We start from the raw sequence: 17,202 nt of genomic DNA, 5'->3' as shown, positions 1-17,202 counted from the left end.
TTCAATTAAGAGCTTATTTATAAATTATTTGTGGAGTTTATAGTATGGCAACTTCATCATTTTTTTAAAAATTTTGTGGTAACAGATGAAAAAGCAATAGAGTAATTTTCACATGATTTAGAAAATGCCAAACCAAGACCAACACCGCCTAAAAAAACAGCCAAGTGTTGATGAAATGTTAAAAATTTTAGAAAAATGGTTGGCAGATAAATCTTAAAAACTTAATGTTTAATCTATAATTGAAAAAAGGTCAAACAATGAACACAATCCTATTTGAACTTGGCACCGAAGAGCTGCCCCCAAAATCCTTAAAAACCTTACAAAATGCCTTACAAGACAGCATTGAAAAGTCTTTGACCGAACAAAACATCGCTTTTGAGCGTATCAAAAGCTATGCTGCCCCACGGCGTTTGGCGGTGCAGATTTTTGGTGTGGCAAGTGTTACCCCTGACAAAACCGAAACCAAAAAAGGCCCAAGCATTAAAGCGGCATTTGACGAAACAGGCGAGCTGACACGAGCGGGTCAGGGCTTTTTGCAAGGGCTCAATGCAAGTGGCTTAAACCTAACCAAAGATGAGTTAATCACCATCAGCGACAAAAAGGGCGAATATATTGGTTATGAGATGACCATCAAAGGCGAAAAGGTGGACGATTTATTGCCATCTCTTATCCAAAAAGCCTTAGATGAGCTACCCATCGCCAAACGTATGCGTTCTGGAGCTGACAAGCACGAATTTGTGCGTCCTGTGCAGTGGGTGGTTTTGATGCGTGATGGGGCGGTGATTGACGCGACCATTCAAGGACACAAAACAGGCAACCAAAGCCGTGGTCATCGCTATCACGCCCCTGAGTTTTTTGTCATTGACCATGCGGATAATTATGAAGAGCTACTGGTAAGTCGCCAAGTGATTGCCGATTTTGCCAAACGCCAAGCAAAAATCATCACAGATGTCAAACAGTTGGCGGACGAAGTGGAAGCACTTGCCATCGTGCCTGATGAGCTGCTTGATGAAGTAACTGCCCTTGTGGATTTGCCTGTTGCCCTTAGAGCTAACTTTGATGAACGCTTTTTGGCAGTTCCCCAAGAAGCCTTGATTAGCACCATGCAAGCTGACCAAAAGTATTTTTGTTTGACGGACAAAGACGGCAAATTAAAGCCTAATTTTATCTTTATCAGCAACATTGACAGCAAAGACAAACAAGCGGTGATTGCTGGCAACGAAAAAGTGGTACGCCCACGTCTAGCAGATGCTGAATTTTTCTTTTTGCAAGACCAAAAACGCCCATTGATTGAGTTTGCCAACACCCTAAAAACTCGTGTGTTTCAGGACAAACTTGGCACGATTTGGGAAAAGGGTGAGCGTATTGCCAAATTATCCAGTTTTATTGTGGAGAATGTGCAGGCAAAAGGCAACTGGCAAGGCGTAGCTTTGGCGGACGTGGTGCGAGCAGGCGAGCTGTCCAAGGCAGATTTGGCGACCACCTTGGTGGGTGAGTTTCCAGAGCTTCAAGGCGTGGCAGGCACTTATTATGCTTACAAATCAGGTGAAAAAGCGAGCGTGGCAGATGCCATCACTGAGCAGTATTTGCCCAGATTTAGTGGCGATACACTGCCCAAAAGCCCGATTGGCATTGCCTTAGCGTTGTCTGACCGCTTGGATACTTTGGTGGGGATTTTTGGTATTGATGAAGCACCCACAGGCTCAAAAGACCCATTTAGTTTAAGACGAGCCAGCATTGGCATTTTGCGGATTTTGATTGAAAACAAACTGCCACTTAGTCTAGACACTTTGGTCAGTGCAGCGATTAACCATTATGGCGACAAAATTGCCAAGGCAGATAAAACCTTTGCCGATGTCATGGCGTTTATTAGCTCTCGCTATCGTGCCATGTACACCGAGCAAGGCGTGAGCGTAGACACCATACAAGCGGTGCAAGCCATCAATGTGCAAACGCCCCTTGATTTTGATGAGCGAGTGCGTGCGGTGCAGGCGTTTCGTGCCTTGCCCCAAGCGGACACCTTATCACAAAACAACAAACGTGTTGCCAACATCTTAGCCAAGGCAGATGTGGTGGCTGATGGCGTTGATACTAAGCTACTTGCCGAGCCTGCTGAGCAAGCCTTGTATCAAGCACTACAAACCGCCAAAGAGCAGACAAAGCCTTTACAAGAGATGGCAGATTATCAAGGGGTATTGACCGCTTTGAGTGCCTTAGCAGAACCTTTGACTGCCTTTTTTGATACGGTGATGGTTAATAGCGATGATGAGCAGCTTAAAAATAACCGCTTGGCTTTGCTTGGGCAGGTGCGAACGTTGTTTTTGAGCGTGGCGGATATTGGGCAGTTACAAAGCTAGTCTAAATAAGTGAGTTTGCCTAATAATACTAAAAATCACTTGGCTTTGTCAGGTGGTTTTTTTTGTTTAAGATAAGTTTTGACAAATATAAAGATTGGTTTTATATTATACAATGTTTTTTAAAAAGTGGCGTGGATATGTATGTTTTTATCTCTGAAAACTGTCGTAAAGAGTCAAAAACTTTTGGTTTAGAAGCGAAAATTGATAAACTTGCACGACAGATTGAGCGTTTGGATTATCATCAATTTACCACACAGGTGGATAAATTTGAGCACCCATTTTATGTCAAAAAACAGGTGGCTTACAACTATCGGTTGCTCATTAAATTGGTGGATTTGGAGATTGATGACAAACATCATCAAGTGGCGGTATTTTTTAAAATTTTTAATCGCAGTAATAAAGGCTATGATGATTTTTATTACCATGTTGAAAGACAAGGTAATATGCTATATAACCAACAAAATATTGATAAAAAACTTCATAAATACATACAATTAATATCACAAAAAAAAGACATCACCAACACCAAAGTGATGGATAAAGCCGACAGCAACGGTTATTTTTTTCAGGTAAAAACTGACATTTTACAACTGACATCACTGAGCATTCCCAAGCAATATTATGAAGAAAATAGCCATTGGGTTTATGGGCTAAGACCTTATTTGTCAGATAATGATTTGTCTTATGTTTTTAAAATCATTCAAGCAGGTATTGAGCAAGGTCAGCCACAGCACGCACATATTGCAGGTCATGACATATTTTTTCAAATTGACGATAATTCCAAATTGGCATCACATCAGATCAATTCAGATAATTTTTCAAGGTTTTTGCCACAAGAGTGTCTTGTTGATAAAGAACATTGGAAGCACAGCCAAACATTGCAATTGCCGATTTATGTGAATAAATTTCAACAAAAGGTCATTCATGATTTATTTGAAGAAAATGTCAGATTTCCTTATGTTGTTAATGCCCCAAATAATCATGGAAAAACCAGTTTGGTTGCCATTTTGGCACTGCATTTTTTATCACAACCAAATTGGCAAAATCATGGCGTTTTGCCGTGCTTGTTATTATGCTCCGCCAAACAAAAAAATCAGCTTAAACAACAATTAACTCAATATGTGCAATATTATCAAAAATATATCAATTCATCATTGCCAGTATCAGGCGATGAGCTGGTAGATGTATTGATTGATGAGTGTTGTCATGATATGGTAAGTTATATACAAAGCTATGCTGATGATGAATTTTTATCACGATTTCATCATGATAAGATGATTGATTTTGACAGGTTTACTGACTTGTGGCAATCGTCATCTTTGTTTCATAAAAATCAATTAAATCAATACCCAGTTTCTTTGGTGTGGTATGTGATTTATCATGTGATTAAAGGTAAAAAAATCCCATCAGACACGGATTATTCTGATGATAAAATCAGTCGTGATGATTTTGCGGTGATTCACCAAAATATTTATAAAGGCTGGTATGAATCATTACATAAAGAAGGCTATTGGGATTTGCAAGATTTGGTATTACAAGCCAGTCAAAACCCCCAAAGTCCTACTTATGCGTCTTTAATTGTTGATGATGCTGAGCAATATACGAATTTAGAAATAGAATTTTTAATCAAACAATGCTATTGGTATCATAAAGATGGCTTAATCAGCCAAGCACCATTATTATTCTTTGGCAGTCATCATGGGGCACAGTATTATTTTAGTGATTGGCATATTTCATTAACAGTGTTATTACACGCATTGCTTGATGATTCTGATGAAAAATGTATATTGCAACCGACCGTTTTGAATTATCAAGCGGACTTTGTGAGCGTTTTGCAGTTTTTATTAAACCTACAACGCCAAAAATTGTCCATCTCACCAAATGTGGCATTTGCTCATCACAATACCGCCACCCATCATCAGCACATTTATTTTATTGATGTGGAAAATAAAGATCTGCTTCATGCACTGTTTGGCAATAAATCCATTCCGATTGTCATTAATCAAAGCCGTCAAAATGCAGAGCAATATCTGATAGATGATAAAAATATTGGTCATCTATTTACGTATATGAAACCATCAGAAGGCGACATTCATTTTATGGCATTTGATGATTTGAGTCAAAAATATCATCATGTTGCTTTGGCAGGGTTTTTTGATGAATGCCTGTCGTATTTTTTTGATGATGAGCAGATTTTATCCTTAGATTTGATGGTGCGTCATCAGATAGATGAATTATTAAGCCGTATTTATCAGGCAATCAATCAATCTTTATCGCACGTCTTTATCATTGGTACAAAATCTGAATATGACATTTGGGAGCAAATTTTTAGCCATCAAGAAAACTATTTTATTAAAAAAGCCGATATTGCTGATATTAATTGTCATTATGTGCCATATTATCAAAGTTTTTCCAAGCAAACCAAAGAAGAATTGATGGCAAAAGCAGAGTGGTTATTCCACCATGCGTATTATCCAGACTGTATGAAAATACTCATACTTGTTGCCCATATCAACAAAAATTATGAACATTATTTTGAATTTAGTCATGGTGAAGGACAAAAGATATTTACCTTGACTTATCTTTGGAAAAAGCAAAATCGTTATGCTTTATCTTTATACATTAAATATTTTAAAGATAATTTACCCAAAGAATATATTGGTAATTGTTATTTGATTGGGCTATTGGGTGATGAGCCATATCGCTATCTAAACGCAGATGTGTTTAATATTATTTTTAATAAATATTTATCCCAATATCAAGATAAAGTATGGTCTGAATTTTGGAGCGTACTGCTTGATGAATTGATAGAAAGACTGCCAACATTGGAATTGACAAATAGGGATTATGACAATCTTTGCCAGCAATTAAAGCAAGCAGCCCAAAAAAATACGCCGTGCATTTATCATTATTTGGCACAATGTCATTATTATATGAATGATAAAAAAGCGGCGTTTGCCTATTGGGAAAAATCCAAAGCCAATCAAGAATTGCCAAAAATGCCACTGGCTTATTATGAATTATTATTAAATCATACTGATGATTGGCATAAAAAACTGATGTGCCACATTTATTTGGATAACTTAGGAGCCGTGATGAATACATTAGCCACAAATAATATGAATGAGTTGCAGTTGTCTTATTGGGATAAGATATTGCCGTATTTGGACGATGTTCAAGAATTGGAGTCTGTCCTGTCTTATTTGTTGCCCGACATTCACAATCCTGATATTTTAAAACGCATTTATGATTATTGTAAAGATGAAGATATTGCAAATGAATTTGAAAATCGCTTACAAAGATTATTAACCGTTCAAGCGTGTTTTCGTAGTGATTGGCAATATGTGATTGAGCGGATTGAATATTATAAGCCTGCAGATTGGGGAGAGCTGTCCGATAAACTTGCCCAAGCATTTTCCATTCAAAAAAGAAATTCAATAAAAATGGGCAAAAAACGCACGATGGAAATCAATCACACAAGCCGTATTGTGCCAAAATTTGACAAACCACAAAATGAGTTGGTGGATATTTTATATGCCCTAAATTTAAATGAGACATTGATGGCACTTGCCAACCAACCTTATCACAAAAAGCATGATGATGAAAATATTGCCAAGCTGTTTTCTGCCATCAGGCAAACATTTTCAGTAACAATGGGTGATGGCGACATTTGGAGTGCCAATTTTCCTGCGGTGCGTGCGTTGGCACTGTTGCTAGAAAAAGGGGGAAATTATAAGGATTTATATCATTTTTATGAGTCTCTCATCATGAGAAATGACCACAATCATGATTTTGCGTTGGCTCGTTTTTCCTTGTTTTATGACAATATGAAAAATCTGGCACAGCAGATGATAGATGATGAATCATTTAAAGAATGCCTGCAAGATGTAGAAGAGCTATATCAGGAGCATAAAATTCCCATCAGTAAATTATCATCAGCAGATAAAGAAAAAAATCCCAAACCACCAAAAAGCAAAGAAGAGATTGTTAAATCTGTGTTGGCATTAACCAAAAAGGAGCACAAAGAAATCCAACAGCTTAAAAAATTGGAGCAAGATTATCTAAAAGAGCAAGAACGCCTAGAAAAAGAACGTGCCGAGCAAGAGCGACTTGAACAAGAGCGTGCCGAACAAGAAAAATTGGCACAACAAAAGGCTGAGCAAGAGCGTTTGGAGCAACAAAGACAAGAACAGCTTGAACAAGAACGCCTAGAAAAAGAACGTGCCGAGCAAGAGCGACTTGAACCAGACAATCAACCAACTGCCACGCCACAACCAGTAACGTCATCACAAGAAATTCGGCAGACAGAGCGAGCATCATCTTATGAACGCAGAACCACGCAGGCGGTCAGTAGTTTTGAGTTTTTTGGGTGGCGAGTGTTTGTGGCTCGTTTGTATGGACGGGTAAATATAGAAGATTTGGCGACGGGTGAGCGGTTTTCAATACAACTGCATGACATGACCATACAAAGCGATTGGTATTATGAGGAAGAAAGTGGACGTTATCATATTAAGCAAACGCCACTTGTGATTGAGATTGCCAGTAATATGGTGTTCATTAATCATTTGGAGCATGGGGTAAATCTGACCATACGCGTTTAGTTTGAATATTTTACTTGTTGGTGTTTATAAAAAAATCCGCCCAAATTGAGCGGATTTTTTATCATGGGTTATTTTTGAAGTTTGGCCATGGCCTTTTCATACAACTCGTTAAATTTTTCTTTGGCGGTATGCACAAACTCACTGTCAGCTTGTTCATCAATCATATCGCTGATTTTAGCAAAGAGTTCTTTGGTTTTTGAGTGCTGATACACAGGCAATCGTTTGCAGACATCAGCCACCTTTTCACGTACCTGTGCCAAAGTCGCTTCATCACCACGAGCGTCTAGCACATCACAAATCCAGCCTGCCAGCTCAATACATTCAGCTTCTTTAAAGCCACGAGTGGTAACCGCTGGCGTGCCAATACGAATGCCTGAGGTAACAAAAGGCGATTTGGGGTCGTTTGGTACGGCGTTTTTATTGACGGTGATGTGAGCGTCGCCAAGCCATTTGTCCGCTTCTTTACCAGTGATGCCTTGCTTGATGAGACTGATGAGCATCAGATGGTTTTGTGTGCCACCAGACACCACGTCATAGCCACGAGAGATGATGGTGTCTGCCATCGCTTGGGCATTTTTGACCACTTGGGTTTGATATTCCTTATATTCTGGCGACATCGCTTCTTTAAAGCACACGGCTTTGGCGGCAATGGCGTGCATGAGTGGGCCGCCCTGAGAGCCAGGGAAAACGGCAGAATTGAGCTTTTTTTCAATCTCTGGATTGGCTTTGGCAAGAATCAAGCCTGAACGTGGACCACGCAAGGTTTTGTGTGTGGTTGTGGTGGTAACATCGGCAATTTGTACAGGGCTTGGATACACGCCAGCTGCCACAAGACCTGCCACATGAGCCATGTCCACCATCAAATACGCACCGACGCTGTCGGCAATCTCACGAAACTTTTGCCAGTCCATCACCTGAGAGTATGCTGAAAAACCAGCAATAATCATCTTAGGCTTGTGCTCTTTGGCAAGGCGTGCCACTTCATCATAATCAATCAAGCCGTTATCATCCACGCCATAATGTACAGCATTGTAGGTTTTGCCCGAAAACGACACGCTCGCCCCATGCGTCAAATGTCCACCGTGGGCAAGGCTCATGCCCAGTACGGTGTCGCCTGCTTCTAGTAGAGCAAGATAAACGGCAGCGTTGGCATTTGAGCCAGAATGGGGCTGTACATTGGCATAGTCAGCACCAAAGAGCTCTTTGGCACGGTCGATGGCAAGCTGTTCAATGACATCCACATGCTCACAACCGCCATAGTAGCGTTTGGCAGGGTAGCCTTCGGCGTATTTGTTGGTCAAAGTTGAACCCTGAGCTTGCATCACCGCAGGTGAGCAGTAGTTTTCGGAGGCAATCAGCTCAATATGGTCTTCTTGACGAGTGCTTTCGGCGTCAATGGCAGCCGCCAGCTCTGGGTCGTAAGTGTGCAAAGAGATGTCTTTAAACATGAGTGTACCTTAAAAGTGCAAAAGAACTAAACGCCATAAGTTTAGCATATTTTGCCAAAAATAGCACAAAGGATTTGCTGCTTTTACATGATAAATTTTTAGGATATGTTAAATTTTATGGTGGTATCCACAGCACATCAAGGTCTAAACATAAACCATCTTTGCCGGTTGAAAATGGCAAATTTTCCCATATATTAAAAATTTGCTATAATAATCAATTTTCTTTTTAATTTATAATGATGACTCGTTTATTAAATATTATTTTTGCATTTAATGTGGTGCTGGCAACAACCCAGATAACAACGCTTGCCTATGCCAGTGAAGCACCCAGCCAAAAATCAAATTTGGCAAGTTTATTTGGACAAAACCAAAAAAGCAAATTTTTACCTGTTCATCAAGCTTTTAATGTCTCTGTTACCCAAGATGGCGAAAAGTTGTCAGTTGCCTTTGTGGTAACGCCAGAGCATTATGTTTATCAAGATAAGCTGACATTAAAACTGCCCGATGGCGTGTCAGCAAACGCTTGGCAGTTTGACAAAACACCCACCACGATAGATGACCCAACCTTTGGGAAAGTGGCGGTTTTTGAAGAAAATGTCGTGGCAAGCACCACGCTTAGCACAACAAATGCCATCAGCAATGCCCCTATTGTCATAAAATGGCAAGGCTGTGCTAAGGCAGGACTGTGTTATCCACCTGAGACCATCAATGCCACCATCACACTCAAACCCAGCCAATCAACCAGCCAAAATCAAAATCAGCCCAATCAACCAAGTGTCGTATCTGCTCCTTCTGTGGCAGAGCAAACTTTGCCAGCAGAGCCAAGCGTGTCATCAGATGTGGACACACAATCTGTACCAAGTGTTGCGGTGGATAACCCCCAAATCGCCCCAACAGATACGCCTGCCAACTTTGGCACATCACAGGCAATCAGCCCAATGAACGTGCAACCACAGCATGATGATACCTTGGTAAATACTGGCGTGTTTGGACAAATGGCTACTGCCAATTCGTCTGCTGATGTTGGGCAGATTGACCCAGTCCAAGCAAGCTCAACCCAGACAGCACCCACCATTAATCATACCTTAGATGGGCAAGCTGACCCCTTTGGCATTAATGAGCGTCCTTTGGTGGCGGTGGGGCTGTTGTTTTTGTTGGGATTGCTACTTGCCTTGACCCCATGTGTGTATCCGATGATACCCATTGTGGCAAATATTGTCGCTCGTAATCAAGCAACCACACGTCAAGGACTGCTATTATCAGCAAGTTATGGCGTGGGTGTGGCGTGTGCCTATGGGATTTTGGGTATGATTATTGCATGGTTTGGTCAAGCATTAGGCATTGTTGGTTATCTGCAAAATCCGTATGTTTTGGGAGTTTTTGCCCTGCTGTTTTTGGTGTTGGCACTTGCCATGTTTGATGTCATTCAACTTAAACTGCCAAGCACCATCAGCAACTTTTTGCAACAAAAATCACAATCCGCTGATAAATATTTAGGTAGCATGAGTGGTAGCTTTTTGGCGGGACTGTTATCGGCGTTGGTGGTGTCTCCTTGTGTGTCTTTGCCAATGGCAGGGGCGTTGTCGGCGGTGGCGACCACTCAAAATATCGGCTTAGGCTTTATCATGCTGTTTATGCTGGGGTTGGGTTTGTCTGTGCCACTTGTTATTATGGGAACATTGCAAGGCAAATTTATGCCAAAATCAGGGGCTTGGACGCTGTACGTTAAGGAGTTTTGTGCGTTATTGCTACTTGCGGTGGCGGTGAGTCTGACCGAGCGGATTTGGGTGTCGTCTTGGGTTTTGGTGGCATGGGCGGTGTGGTTTGCATTACTGTCGGTGTGGCTGTATCGCGTGGGCGTGCTTTTTGCTCGGGCGATGGCGATGGTGGCAGCCGCTTGGGTGCTGTGTTTGATGGTGGGAGCAGGTTTGGGGAATACTGACCCTTGGCAACCTTTGTCTGTGATGAGTACAAACGTTCAAACGCACAACGATTTGACCATCACCACCTTAGATGAGCTTGATGAGATTTTGATGACTCATGACAAAGTTTTGGTGGATATTACTGCCAAATGGTGTGTGGAATGCCGTATCATGGAGCGGACGTTGTTTAGCGACAGACCTGATGAGCTAAAATCTTATCAAGTGGTCAAACTTGACATTACCCAAACCACTGATGATAGCCGAGCGGTATTGGCTCGTTATGGATTGTTTGGTCCGCCTGCACTGCTGATTTATCACCAAGCCAAGCTAAAAAATATGTTACTTGGTGAAACCAAACGGGCGGATTTTATTCAGGCTTTATCTTTGTGATGGTTTGATGTATGAAAGGTAATTTGGGGGTTTAGATGATTGCTGTGTTACGCTTGGTAAGCTTTTTGGAAGGGGTGTCTTTTTTGTTGCTGCTTGGCATTGCCATGCCTTTAAAGTACTTTTTTCATCAACCTGTTTTGGTGCCTTATGCAGGTATGTTTCATGGGGCGATGTTTGTGGGGTTTTTGGTGTTGTTACTTGTGGCTTGCCAAGTCAAACGCTGGTCGGTTAAAGTGTTTGTGATAGGACTGGTGGCATCTTTATTGCCTTTTATGCCATTTTGGTTTGAGCGATACATTTATCGTCTTGAACTTGAACGAATAGACGATGATTAAAAACAAGAGACTATTGTGAAATCTGCTGTGTTACTCAAAAAATTTAACCAATTTTCAAAATTGGACATACCAGTAGCGACAGCCATTTCGGTGGCGTTGCACGCTTTTTTGATTTTTGGGATAGGCTTTGGTATGGGTGTTGCACCTGATGAGATGGCACAAGATGTCGCCATTGCCCTCACAACCAATACTCAAAAAAATGAAGATGCTCGCTTTATTGCTAACGCCAGCCAAGAAGGTGGGGGAGAAGTACGCCAACAGCTTCGCCAAGAAACCACCAACATCTCTGCTGACAGCTCTGATGAAGTAGAAGATGCTCAAGACATCATTGATTTACAAAAACAAGCTCGTCAGCAGGCATACCAACAAAGCTATCTAAAAACCACTTTGTCTGTACGCTACACAAACGACCAAAGCAACAATGATCATGAAGACAAACAAGATGACTTAGACATACAAGAAGAACGCATTCGCAAGAAAATTCGTACCTTAGAAGCTCAGCTATCACAAAAACAGCAGGTTTTTGCTTCCAAAACCAACACACAAACGGTCAATTCTAACGCCACCACACATGGTAAAGCAGCAGCGTATTTGGAGAATTTTCGTCGTCATGTGGAGCGTGTCGCCAATCAGTATTATCCTGAGCAAGCTCGTACCAAAGGCATCATGGGTGATGTGCGTTTATTGGTGGTGGTGTCATCAGATGGTCAGGTTAAAGCGATACAGCTTTTAGAATCGTCAGGTTCTGCCATCTTGGATGAAGCCGCCAAAAATTCGGTGCGACAGTCTGCTCCTTATGGCAAGTTTAGTGCTGATATGGGCGAGCTGACCGAATTGCGGATTATTCGTACTTGGCGATATAGCGACCAACTAGAAGTGTCTTATTGATGAAAGTATTATGACAAACACAACTGCACCGACCAATGATGTTGTTAAAGACGTAACACAGGCAAGTGAAACAGTCAAAGAAGCAACCAAAGAAGTGGTAACTCACACCACCGAAAACCTTACCCAAGCCAGCGATTATACCTTGCATTTATTGGGCATTCCTGTGGATACTGCCACATTGATTAATAACTCCACAAGTTTTGGGGTGAAACTGCTGCTTGCCGTCATCATCTTTTTTGTGGGTAAATGGATAGGTAAGCGTTTTGTCAATATCGCCAAACGTGCCATGCAAAGAAGTTCTATGGACGGCACGGCAGTCAGTTTTTTGGGCAATTTGCTCTATGGAGTGGTGCTGGCGGCTGTGGTGCTGGCGTCCTTAAATCAGCTTGGGATTAGCACCACATCTTTTGTGGCGGTGCTGGGTGCTTTGACAGTTGCCATTGGTGTGTCTTTAAAAGACCAAGTTTCTAACTTGGCGGCAGGTGTGCTGATTGTGATTTTTCGTCCGTTTCGCCGTGGTGATAGTGTGGAGATAGCAGGCAAAATAGGGCGAGTAGAAGAGATTACATTGGTAAATACTCGCATCCGTACTGTCAATAATCATGAAATCATCGTGCCAAATGGCGATATTATGACCACCGCCACCACCAATTTTAGCTCTTATCCCAATCGGCGAATAGAGGTGATGGTGGGGATTGGTTATGATAGTGATATTAGGACTGCTCGGCGTATTATGTTGGATTTGGCTGATGCTCATGATGGGGTACTCAAAGCACCTGAGGAGCCGATTGTGCGTGTTACGGAATTGGCAGACAGCTCGGTTAATCTGACCATGTATCTGTGGACAACGAATGATAAATGGTTTGCCATGCAGTGTGATTTGTTGGAAGCAATTAAATATGCCTTTGATGAGGCAGGGATTAACATTCCTTTTCCTAATCGCACAGTACAGATTGAAGGCTTGGATGAAATTTTGCAAAAAGTTACAGATAAATAAAAAGATACTTTAAACAAATTATGATTGGCTATAATTGATGGCTAGGGAGTGATGATGAAAAGATGTGTTATGGCAACAGCAATCATGCTGTCAGGTGCGTTTGGTGGTGTGGCAACGGCAAAGGAAGTGGCTGTTTGTCATGGTTTTGGGGTTTATGCTACTGAGCCTTTAACCAAGATAAATTGTAAAATTGGCGATGCTGATAATTATAAACAGACGACTTTATATGCTCTGACCAAAGCGGGGTGGAGCATTCATGCTGTTACGCCAATCAAAAGCGGATACGATGACATCACCTACATTTATCTGGAAAAATAATGCTTTAAATAAGTTTAGTCATAAGGGTTGCCCACCCCCAATCCTGCCAGTATTTCTATCTCAAAACCTTCCATTTCATCTTGTTCATCTTGCCCAAGCTCATGGTCAAAGCCCAATAGGTGTAAAATCCCATGTACCACAAGATGAGTAAGATGTTTATCCATGCTTTTGCCTTGCTCGGTGGCTTCACGTAGCAAAACATCATGACAAATCACCAACTCACCAAGTGGTATCTGTTTCATGGCGGTAAATAGCTCATTGGGCAGACCACTTGGGTAAGATAGAATATTGGTGGCATAATCTTTGCCACGAGCGTCCAAATTTAGCTCACGTCCTTCATCACTGTCGCAGATATAAATGTCTAAGGATTTTGGCAAATTTATCCAGTCTTGACCATCTAAGCTGTCATCAAACATAAAATAAGGCAACACCAAACCATTTGTGATTTTATCGGCAATATACGTCAGGACATGATAAAGAATGTTGGCTAAATGAGTTTGTTGATACAAGGGCGATGTTGCCAATGCCAACACGTCATCGCCAAAGCTGATTTCAACGGTGTTATTGGTCATCAGTTGTGCCTTTGTCTGTACTGGTGTCTTCTTTTTTGTTGCTCATGCTGTTTAAAAAAGATAGGGCATTTAGTGTGCGGCTTAGCTCTTGTTCTTGACGCTGTTTTTTGCGAATCTCAGCCCGCTCGCTCTGGGCTTGGTTTTCTATGATGTCATGGGCGTCATAAGCATCAATGATTTTTTGTACCAAATGATGTCGCACCACATCACGGCTTGTAAATTGTGTGATGTGTATTTCGTTGATATTAGATAAAATTTTAAGGGCTTGGGTCAATCCTGATTTGTGCCCACGTGGCAAATCCACCTGTGATGTATCCCCTGTAATCACCGCACGAGAGCCAAAGCCAAGCCGCGTCAAAAACATTTTCATCTGTTCGGGCGTGGTGTTTTGGGCTTCATCCAGTATCACAAAAGAGTTGTTTAAAGTGCGTCCCCGCATATAAGCAAGTGGGGCGATTTCAATGATTTGGCGTTCAAGCAGTTTGCCCACTTTTTCAAAACCAAGCATTTCATACAAAGCATCATACAAAGGGCGTAAATAAGGGTCAATTTTTTGGGTCAAATCCCCCGGCAAAAAGCCCAGTTTTTCGCCTGCTTCTACCGCAGGTCGCACCAAAAGTATCCGCTCAATCTCGCCACGTTCTAGCATATCTACTGCCACCGCCACCGCCAGATAAGTTTTGCCTGTACCAGCAGGTCCCACACCAAATGAGATGTCGGATAATAAAATATTGCGTACATATTCGGCTTGATTATGCCCCTTGGGAGTGATTTTGCCTTTGCGAGTGGAAAGACTGATGGGGGCGTGAGTGTTTGTGCTTGTGGGGTTTTGGGCGATACTGGCTTGGATAATTAAATGCAGTTCATCAGGCGTGATGTCATCAGTGGTTTTGGCAAGCTCAAACAGCTCACTCAACACATACTCGCCTTGCTCCACTTTGGTCAAATCACCTGTGATGGTAAAATCATTGCCACGGTTGATGATGTTGATGTCAAGGCGGTCTTGTAGGTATTTTAGGTGGATATTGTATTCGCCAAGCAAGGTGCGAAGCTCTTGGGGGCTAAGGTCAAAATGCAAGGTGCGTGAAATGGTCAAATGATTGTCCTTTAAATAAAATGCTAAATATATATGCTGTTATAATAACTACAAATACAAAAAAATCAAGCCACAGCCATCATCTCGCCATAAAATTAAATAACCATAATTAAATGTGATGGGATTTATCATATCTGTGTCTTTTGGTGTGTAATTTAAAAAATAAAAAAACCCTTTCGTTAGAAAAGGCTTTTTGAAATATGGCTCCCCAACCTGGGCTCGAACCAGGGACACACGGATTAACAGTCCGATGCTCTACCGACTGAGCTATTGGGGAATAGCTTGTAGCAATTGATTGCGTATTATATAGATTTTTATTGTGTTGTCAAGCAAAATTTTTAAAAAATTTAAATTTTATGAAATCATCTGCCATAACAATCATAAAAGACCGAAACACCGCTGTCAAGTGTTGCCCATGAACCATGAAGTTCAAGGCGGGCAAATCTTTGTTGTTTCAGGTTTCCCGATACATTCAAAGAATGCGGGCATACACACCACAACAAACAGTCATCGCCCTTTAAGTGTGATTATCGGCTCAGGTGTATTCTCAACTGGCGAATGTTTCAGTAAAGCCATTGTACGATAAATTAATGACATTTTCAAGATTTTAAGTGAGTTTTCTTGGGGCTGTGGTGATGACAAAAGTTTAACAAGCCTGAGTATTTTGTGATAAAATGGCGATTGTTTTATCATGTTTTTAATTTGTAAATAAAGGGTTTACCCATGAAAAAAATCCCCCATGTGCTGATGATTTTGGATGGTATTGGACACCGAGAAGACCCACGAGACAACGCTGTTTATGCAGCACACACCCCAAATTTGGACGGTTTGATTGCCAGTTGTCCTAATGGACTGATTTCAGGTTCTGGTATGGATGTGGGTTTGCCTGATGGTCAGTTTGGCAACTCCGAAGTGGGGCATATGAATTTGGGGGCAGGACGAATTTTGTTCCAAGACTCTACACGCATCATGAATGACATTGCCACAGGCGATTTTTTTAACAATGATGTGCTGACAACTGCCGTTAAAAATACGGTGGATAATGAAGGTGCGGTGCATATTTTGGGTCTGTTGTCAGATGGGGGTGTGCACGCTCATATTGACCACATCAAAGCGGCTGCACGACTGGCGGTAGAGCAAGGGGCAAGTCAGGTATTTGTTCATGCGTTCTTGGACGGGCGAGACACACCGCCTAAGTCTGCCGATGGTTATGTGGCGGATTTGGAAAATTATTTACAACAATTAAGCAAAGATTATCAAGCCGAAGCCAAAATCGCCAGTTGTATTGGACGCTTTTTTGCGATGGACAGAGATAAGCGATGGGACAGAGTACAGTCCGCTTATGACCTGCTGACCCAAGCAAAAGCGGTGCGACAAGCAGGCACAGCAAGCGATGCTGTGGCACAGGCGTACGAGCTCGGTGAGACAGACGAATTTATCCAAGCGACCATCATTGATGACAACGGCGTAATCGCTGATAATGATGGCGTGATTTTTGTGAATTTTCGTGCCGACCGAGCCAGAGAAATCAGTCAAGCCTTTGTCAATGCCGATTTTGATGGTTTTGAGCGTAAAGTCATACCAAATCTGTCTGCTTTTGTGATGATGACCAAGTACTCTGATGAGTTGGAGCAAAACGATAAAACAACCGTGGCTTATTATCCTACCAGCTTGGCAAACACTTTGGGTGAATATTTACAAAACCACGGCAAAACCCAGCTACGCATTGCCGAAACTGAAAAATATGCTCACGTTACTTTCTTTTTTAGTGGTGGGCGTGAAGAGCTGTATGAGGGCGAAAAGCGAATTTTGGTCAATAGTCCCAACGTCAAAACCTACGACGAACAGCCCCAGATGAGTGCTTTTGAAGTAACCGATAAACTTAAAGAAGCGATATTGTCAGGTGAGTTTGATGTGGTCATCATCAACTATGCCAATGGCGATATGGTGGGGCATACAGGTGTGTTTGATGCGGCGGTCAAAGCGGTAGAAGCGGTGGATACTTGTATTGGTGAGATAGTAAGTGCAGTACGCCAGATGAATGGTCATCTACTCATCACTGCTGACCACGGCAACTGTGAACAAATGCAGGACTATGATAGTGGGCAGGTACATACTCAGCACACAACTGAATTTGTGCCATTTATTTATGTGGGTGATAAAGACGTAAGTGTGCGAGCAGGTGGGCGTTTATGTGATGTTGCTCCCACTTTGCTGTATCTGATGGGTATGCAAAAGCCAAGCGAGATGACAGGCGAAAGTTTATTGGTTGGCTAAC

Annotated in this window: 11 protein-coding genes, 1 tRNA gene and 1 other RNA gene; 8 read left to right on the top strand and 5 right to left on the bottom strand. The window is 41.8% G+C overall.

The window, feature by feature from the left end; all coding sequences use genetic code 11:
• Positions 1 to 257 precede the first annotated feature (257 nt).
• Both glyS and CEW93_RS10770 read left to right on the top strand, forming a co-directional pair.
• Positions 258 to 2,357, top strand: coding sequence for a glycine--tRNA ligase subunit beta (glyS, locus tag CEW93_RS02645; RefSeq protein WP_089539129.1), 2,100 nt, complete (start codon positions 258 to 260; stop codon positions 2,355 to 2,357).
• 137 nt (positions 2,358 to 2,494) lie between these two features.
• The gene (locus CEW93_RS10770) at positions 2,495 to 6,958 is read left to right on the top strand and encodes a cell envelope integrity protein TolA (RefSeq protein ID WP_186727877.1); all 4,464 of its coding nucleotides are present in this window, start codon (positions 2,495 to 2,497) and stop codon (positions 6,956 to 6,958) included.
• A 68-nt stretch (positions 6,959 to 7,026) separates the two neighbouring features.
• Here the strand turns inward: CEW93_RS10770 and glyA are convergent, their stop codons facing one another.
• A complete protein-coding gene (glyA, locus tag CEW93_RS02635; RefSeq protein ID WP_089539279.1) occupies positions 7,027 to 8,406 on the bottom strand; it encodes a serine hydroxymethyltransferase in 1,380 nt (459 codons plus the stop codon).
• Positions 8,407 to 8,645: 239 nt separating this feature from the next.
• On the opposite strand from glyA, the gene CEW93_RS02630 reads away from it, so the two are divergent.
• Genes CEW93_RS02630 through CEW93_RS02610 form a run of 5 tightly spaced genes read left to right on the top strand, consistent with a single transcriptional unit; the run spans position 8,646 to position 13,256 of the window.
• Positions 8,646 to 10,718, top strand: a complete 2,073-nt coding sequence (locus CEW93_RS02630; RefSeq protein ID WP_089539282.1) for a protein-disulfide reductase DsbD domain-containing protein — start codon at positions 8,646 to 8,648, stop codon at positions 10,716 to 10,718.
• A gap of 35 nt (positions 10,719 to 10,753) precedes the next feature.
• Positions 10,754 to 11,053, top strand: coding sequence for a DUF3817 domain-containing protein (locus tag CEW93_RS02625; RefSeq protein ID WP_089539277.1), 300 nt, complete (start codon positions 10,754 to 10,756; stop codon positions 11,051 to 11,053).
• A 15-nt stretch (positions 11,054 to 11,068) separates the two neighbouring features.
• Positions 11,069 to 11,941 (top strand): energy transducer TonB, encoded by an 873-nt coding sequence (locus CEW93_RS02620; protein ID WP_255503913.1) that lies wholly within the window; start codon positions 11,069 to 11,071, stop codon positions 11,939 to 11,941.
• Positions 11,942 to 11,951: 10 nt separating this feature from the next.
• A complete protein-coding gene (locus CEW93_RS02615) occupies positions 11,952 to 12,938 on the top strand; it encodes a mechanosensitive ion channel family protein (RefSeq protein ID WP_089539276.1) in 987 nt (328 codons plus the stop codon).
• Positions 12,939 to 12,992: 54 nt separating this feature from the next.
• Positions 12,993 to 13,256, top strand: a complete 264-nt coding sequence (locus tag CEW93_RS02610) for a hypothetical protein (protein ID WP_089539275.1) — start codon at positions 12,993 to 12,995, stop codon at positions 13,254 to 13,256.
• Between the two features lie 14 nt (positions 13,257 to 13,270).
• Here the strand turns inward: CEW93_RS02610 and ybeY are convergent, their stop codons facing one another.
• From ybeY to ssrS, 4 genes are all read right to left on the bottom strand, one after another.
• Positions 13,271 to 13,828 (bottom strand): rRNA maturation RNase YbeY, encoded by a 558-nt coding sequence (gene ybeY, locus CEW93_RS02605; protein WP_089539274.1) that lies wholly within the window; start codon positions 13,826 to 13,828, stop codon positions 13,271 to 13,273.
• Positions 13,818 to 14,924, bottom strand: coding sequence for a PhoH family protein (locus tag CEW93_RS02600; RefSeq protein ID WP_089539273.1), 1,107 nt, complete (start codon positions 14,922 to 14,924; stop codon positions 13,818 to 13,820). Before CEW93_RS02600 ends, ybeY begins: the two co-directional genes overlap by 11 nt.
• Positions 14,925 to 15,125: 201 nt before the next feature.
• Positions 15,126 to 15,201 (bottom strand) — tRNA-Asn (locus tag CEW93_RS02595).
• Between the two features lie 104 nt (positions 15,202 to 15,305).
• Positions 15,306 to 15,497: non-coding RNA, 6S RNA (gene ssrS, locus CEW93_RS02590), on the bottom strand.
• Positions 15,498 to 15,647: 150 nt separating this feature from the next.
• On the opposite strand from ssrS, the gene gpmI reads away from it, so the two are divergent.
• Entirely contained in the window at positions 15,648 to 17,201 is a 1,554-nt protein-coding gene (gene gpmI, locus CEW93_RS02585; protein ID WP_089539272.1) for a 2,3-bisphosphoglycerate-independent phosphoglycerate mutase, read from the top strand.
• Position 17,202 lies beyond the last annotated feature (1 nt).

Origin of the sequence: Moraxella sp. VT-16-12 (genome assembly GCF_002224245.2) — a bacterium.
GTDB lineage: Bacteria > Pseudomonadota > Gammaproteobacteria > Pseudomonadales > Moraxellaceae > Moraxella.
This window is presented reverse-complemented; position numbering and strand designations above follow the sequence as displayed.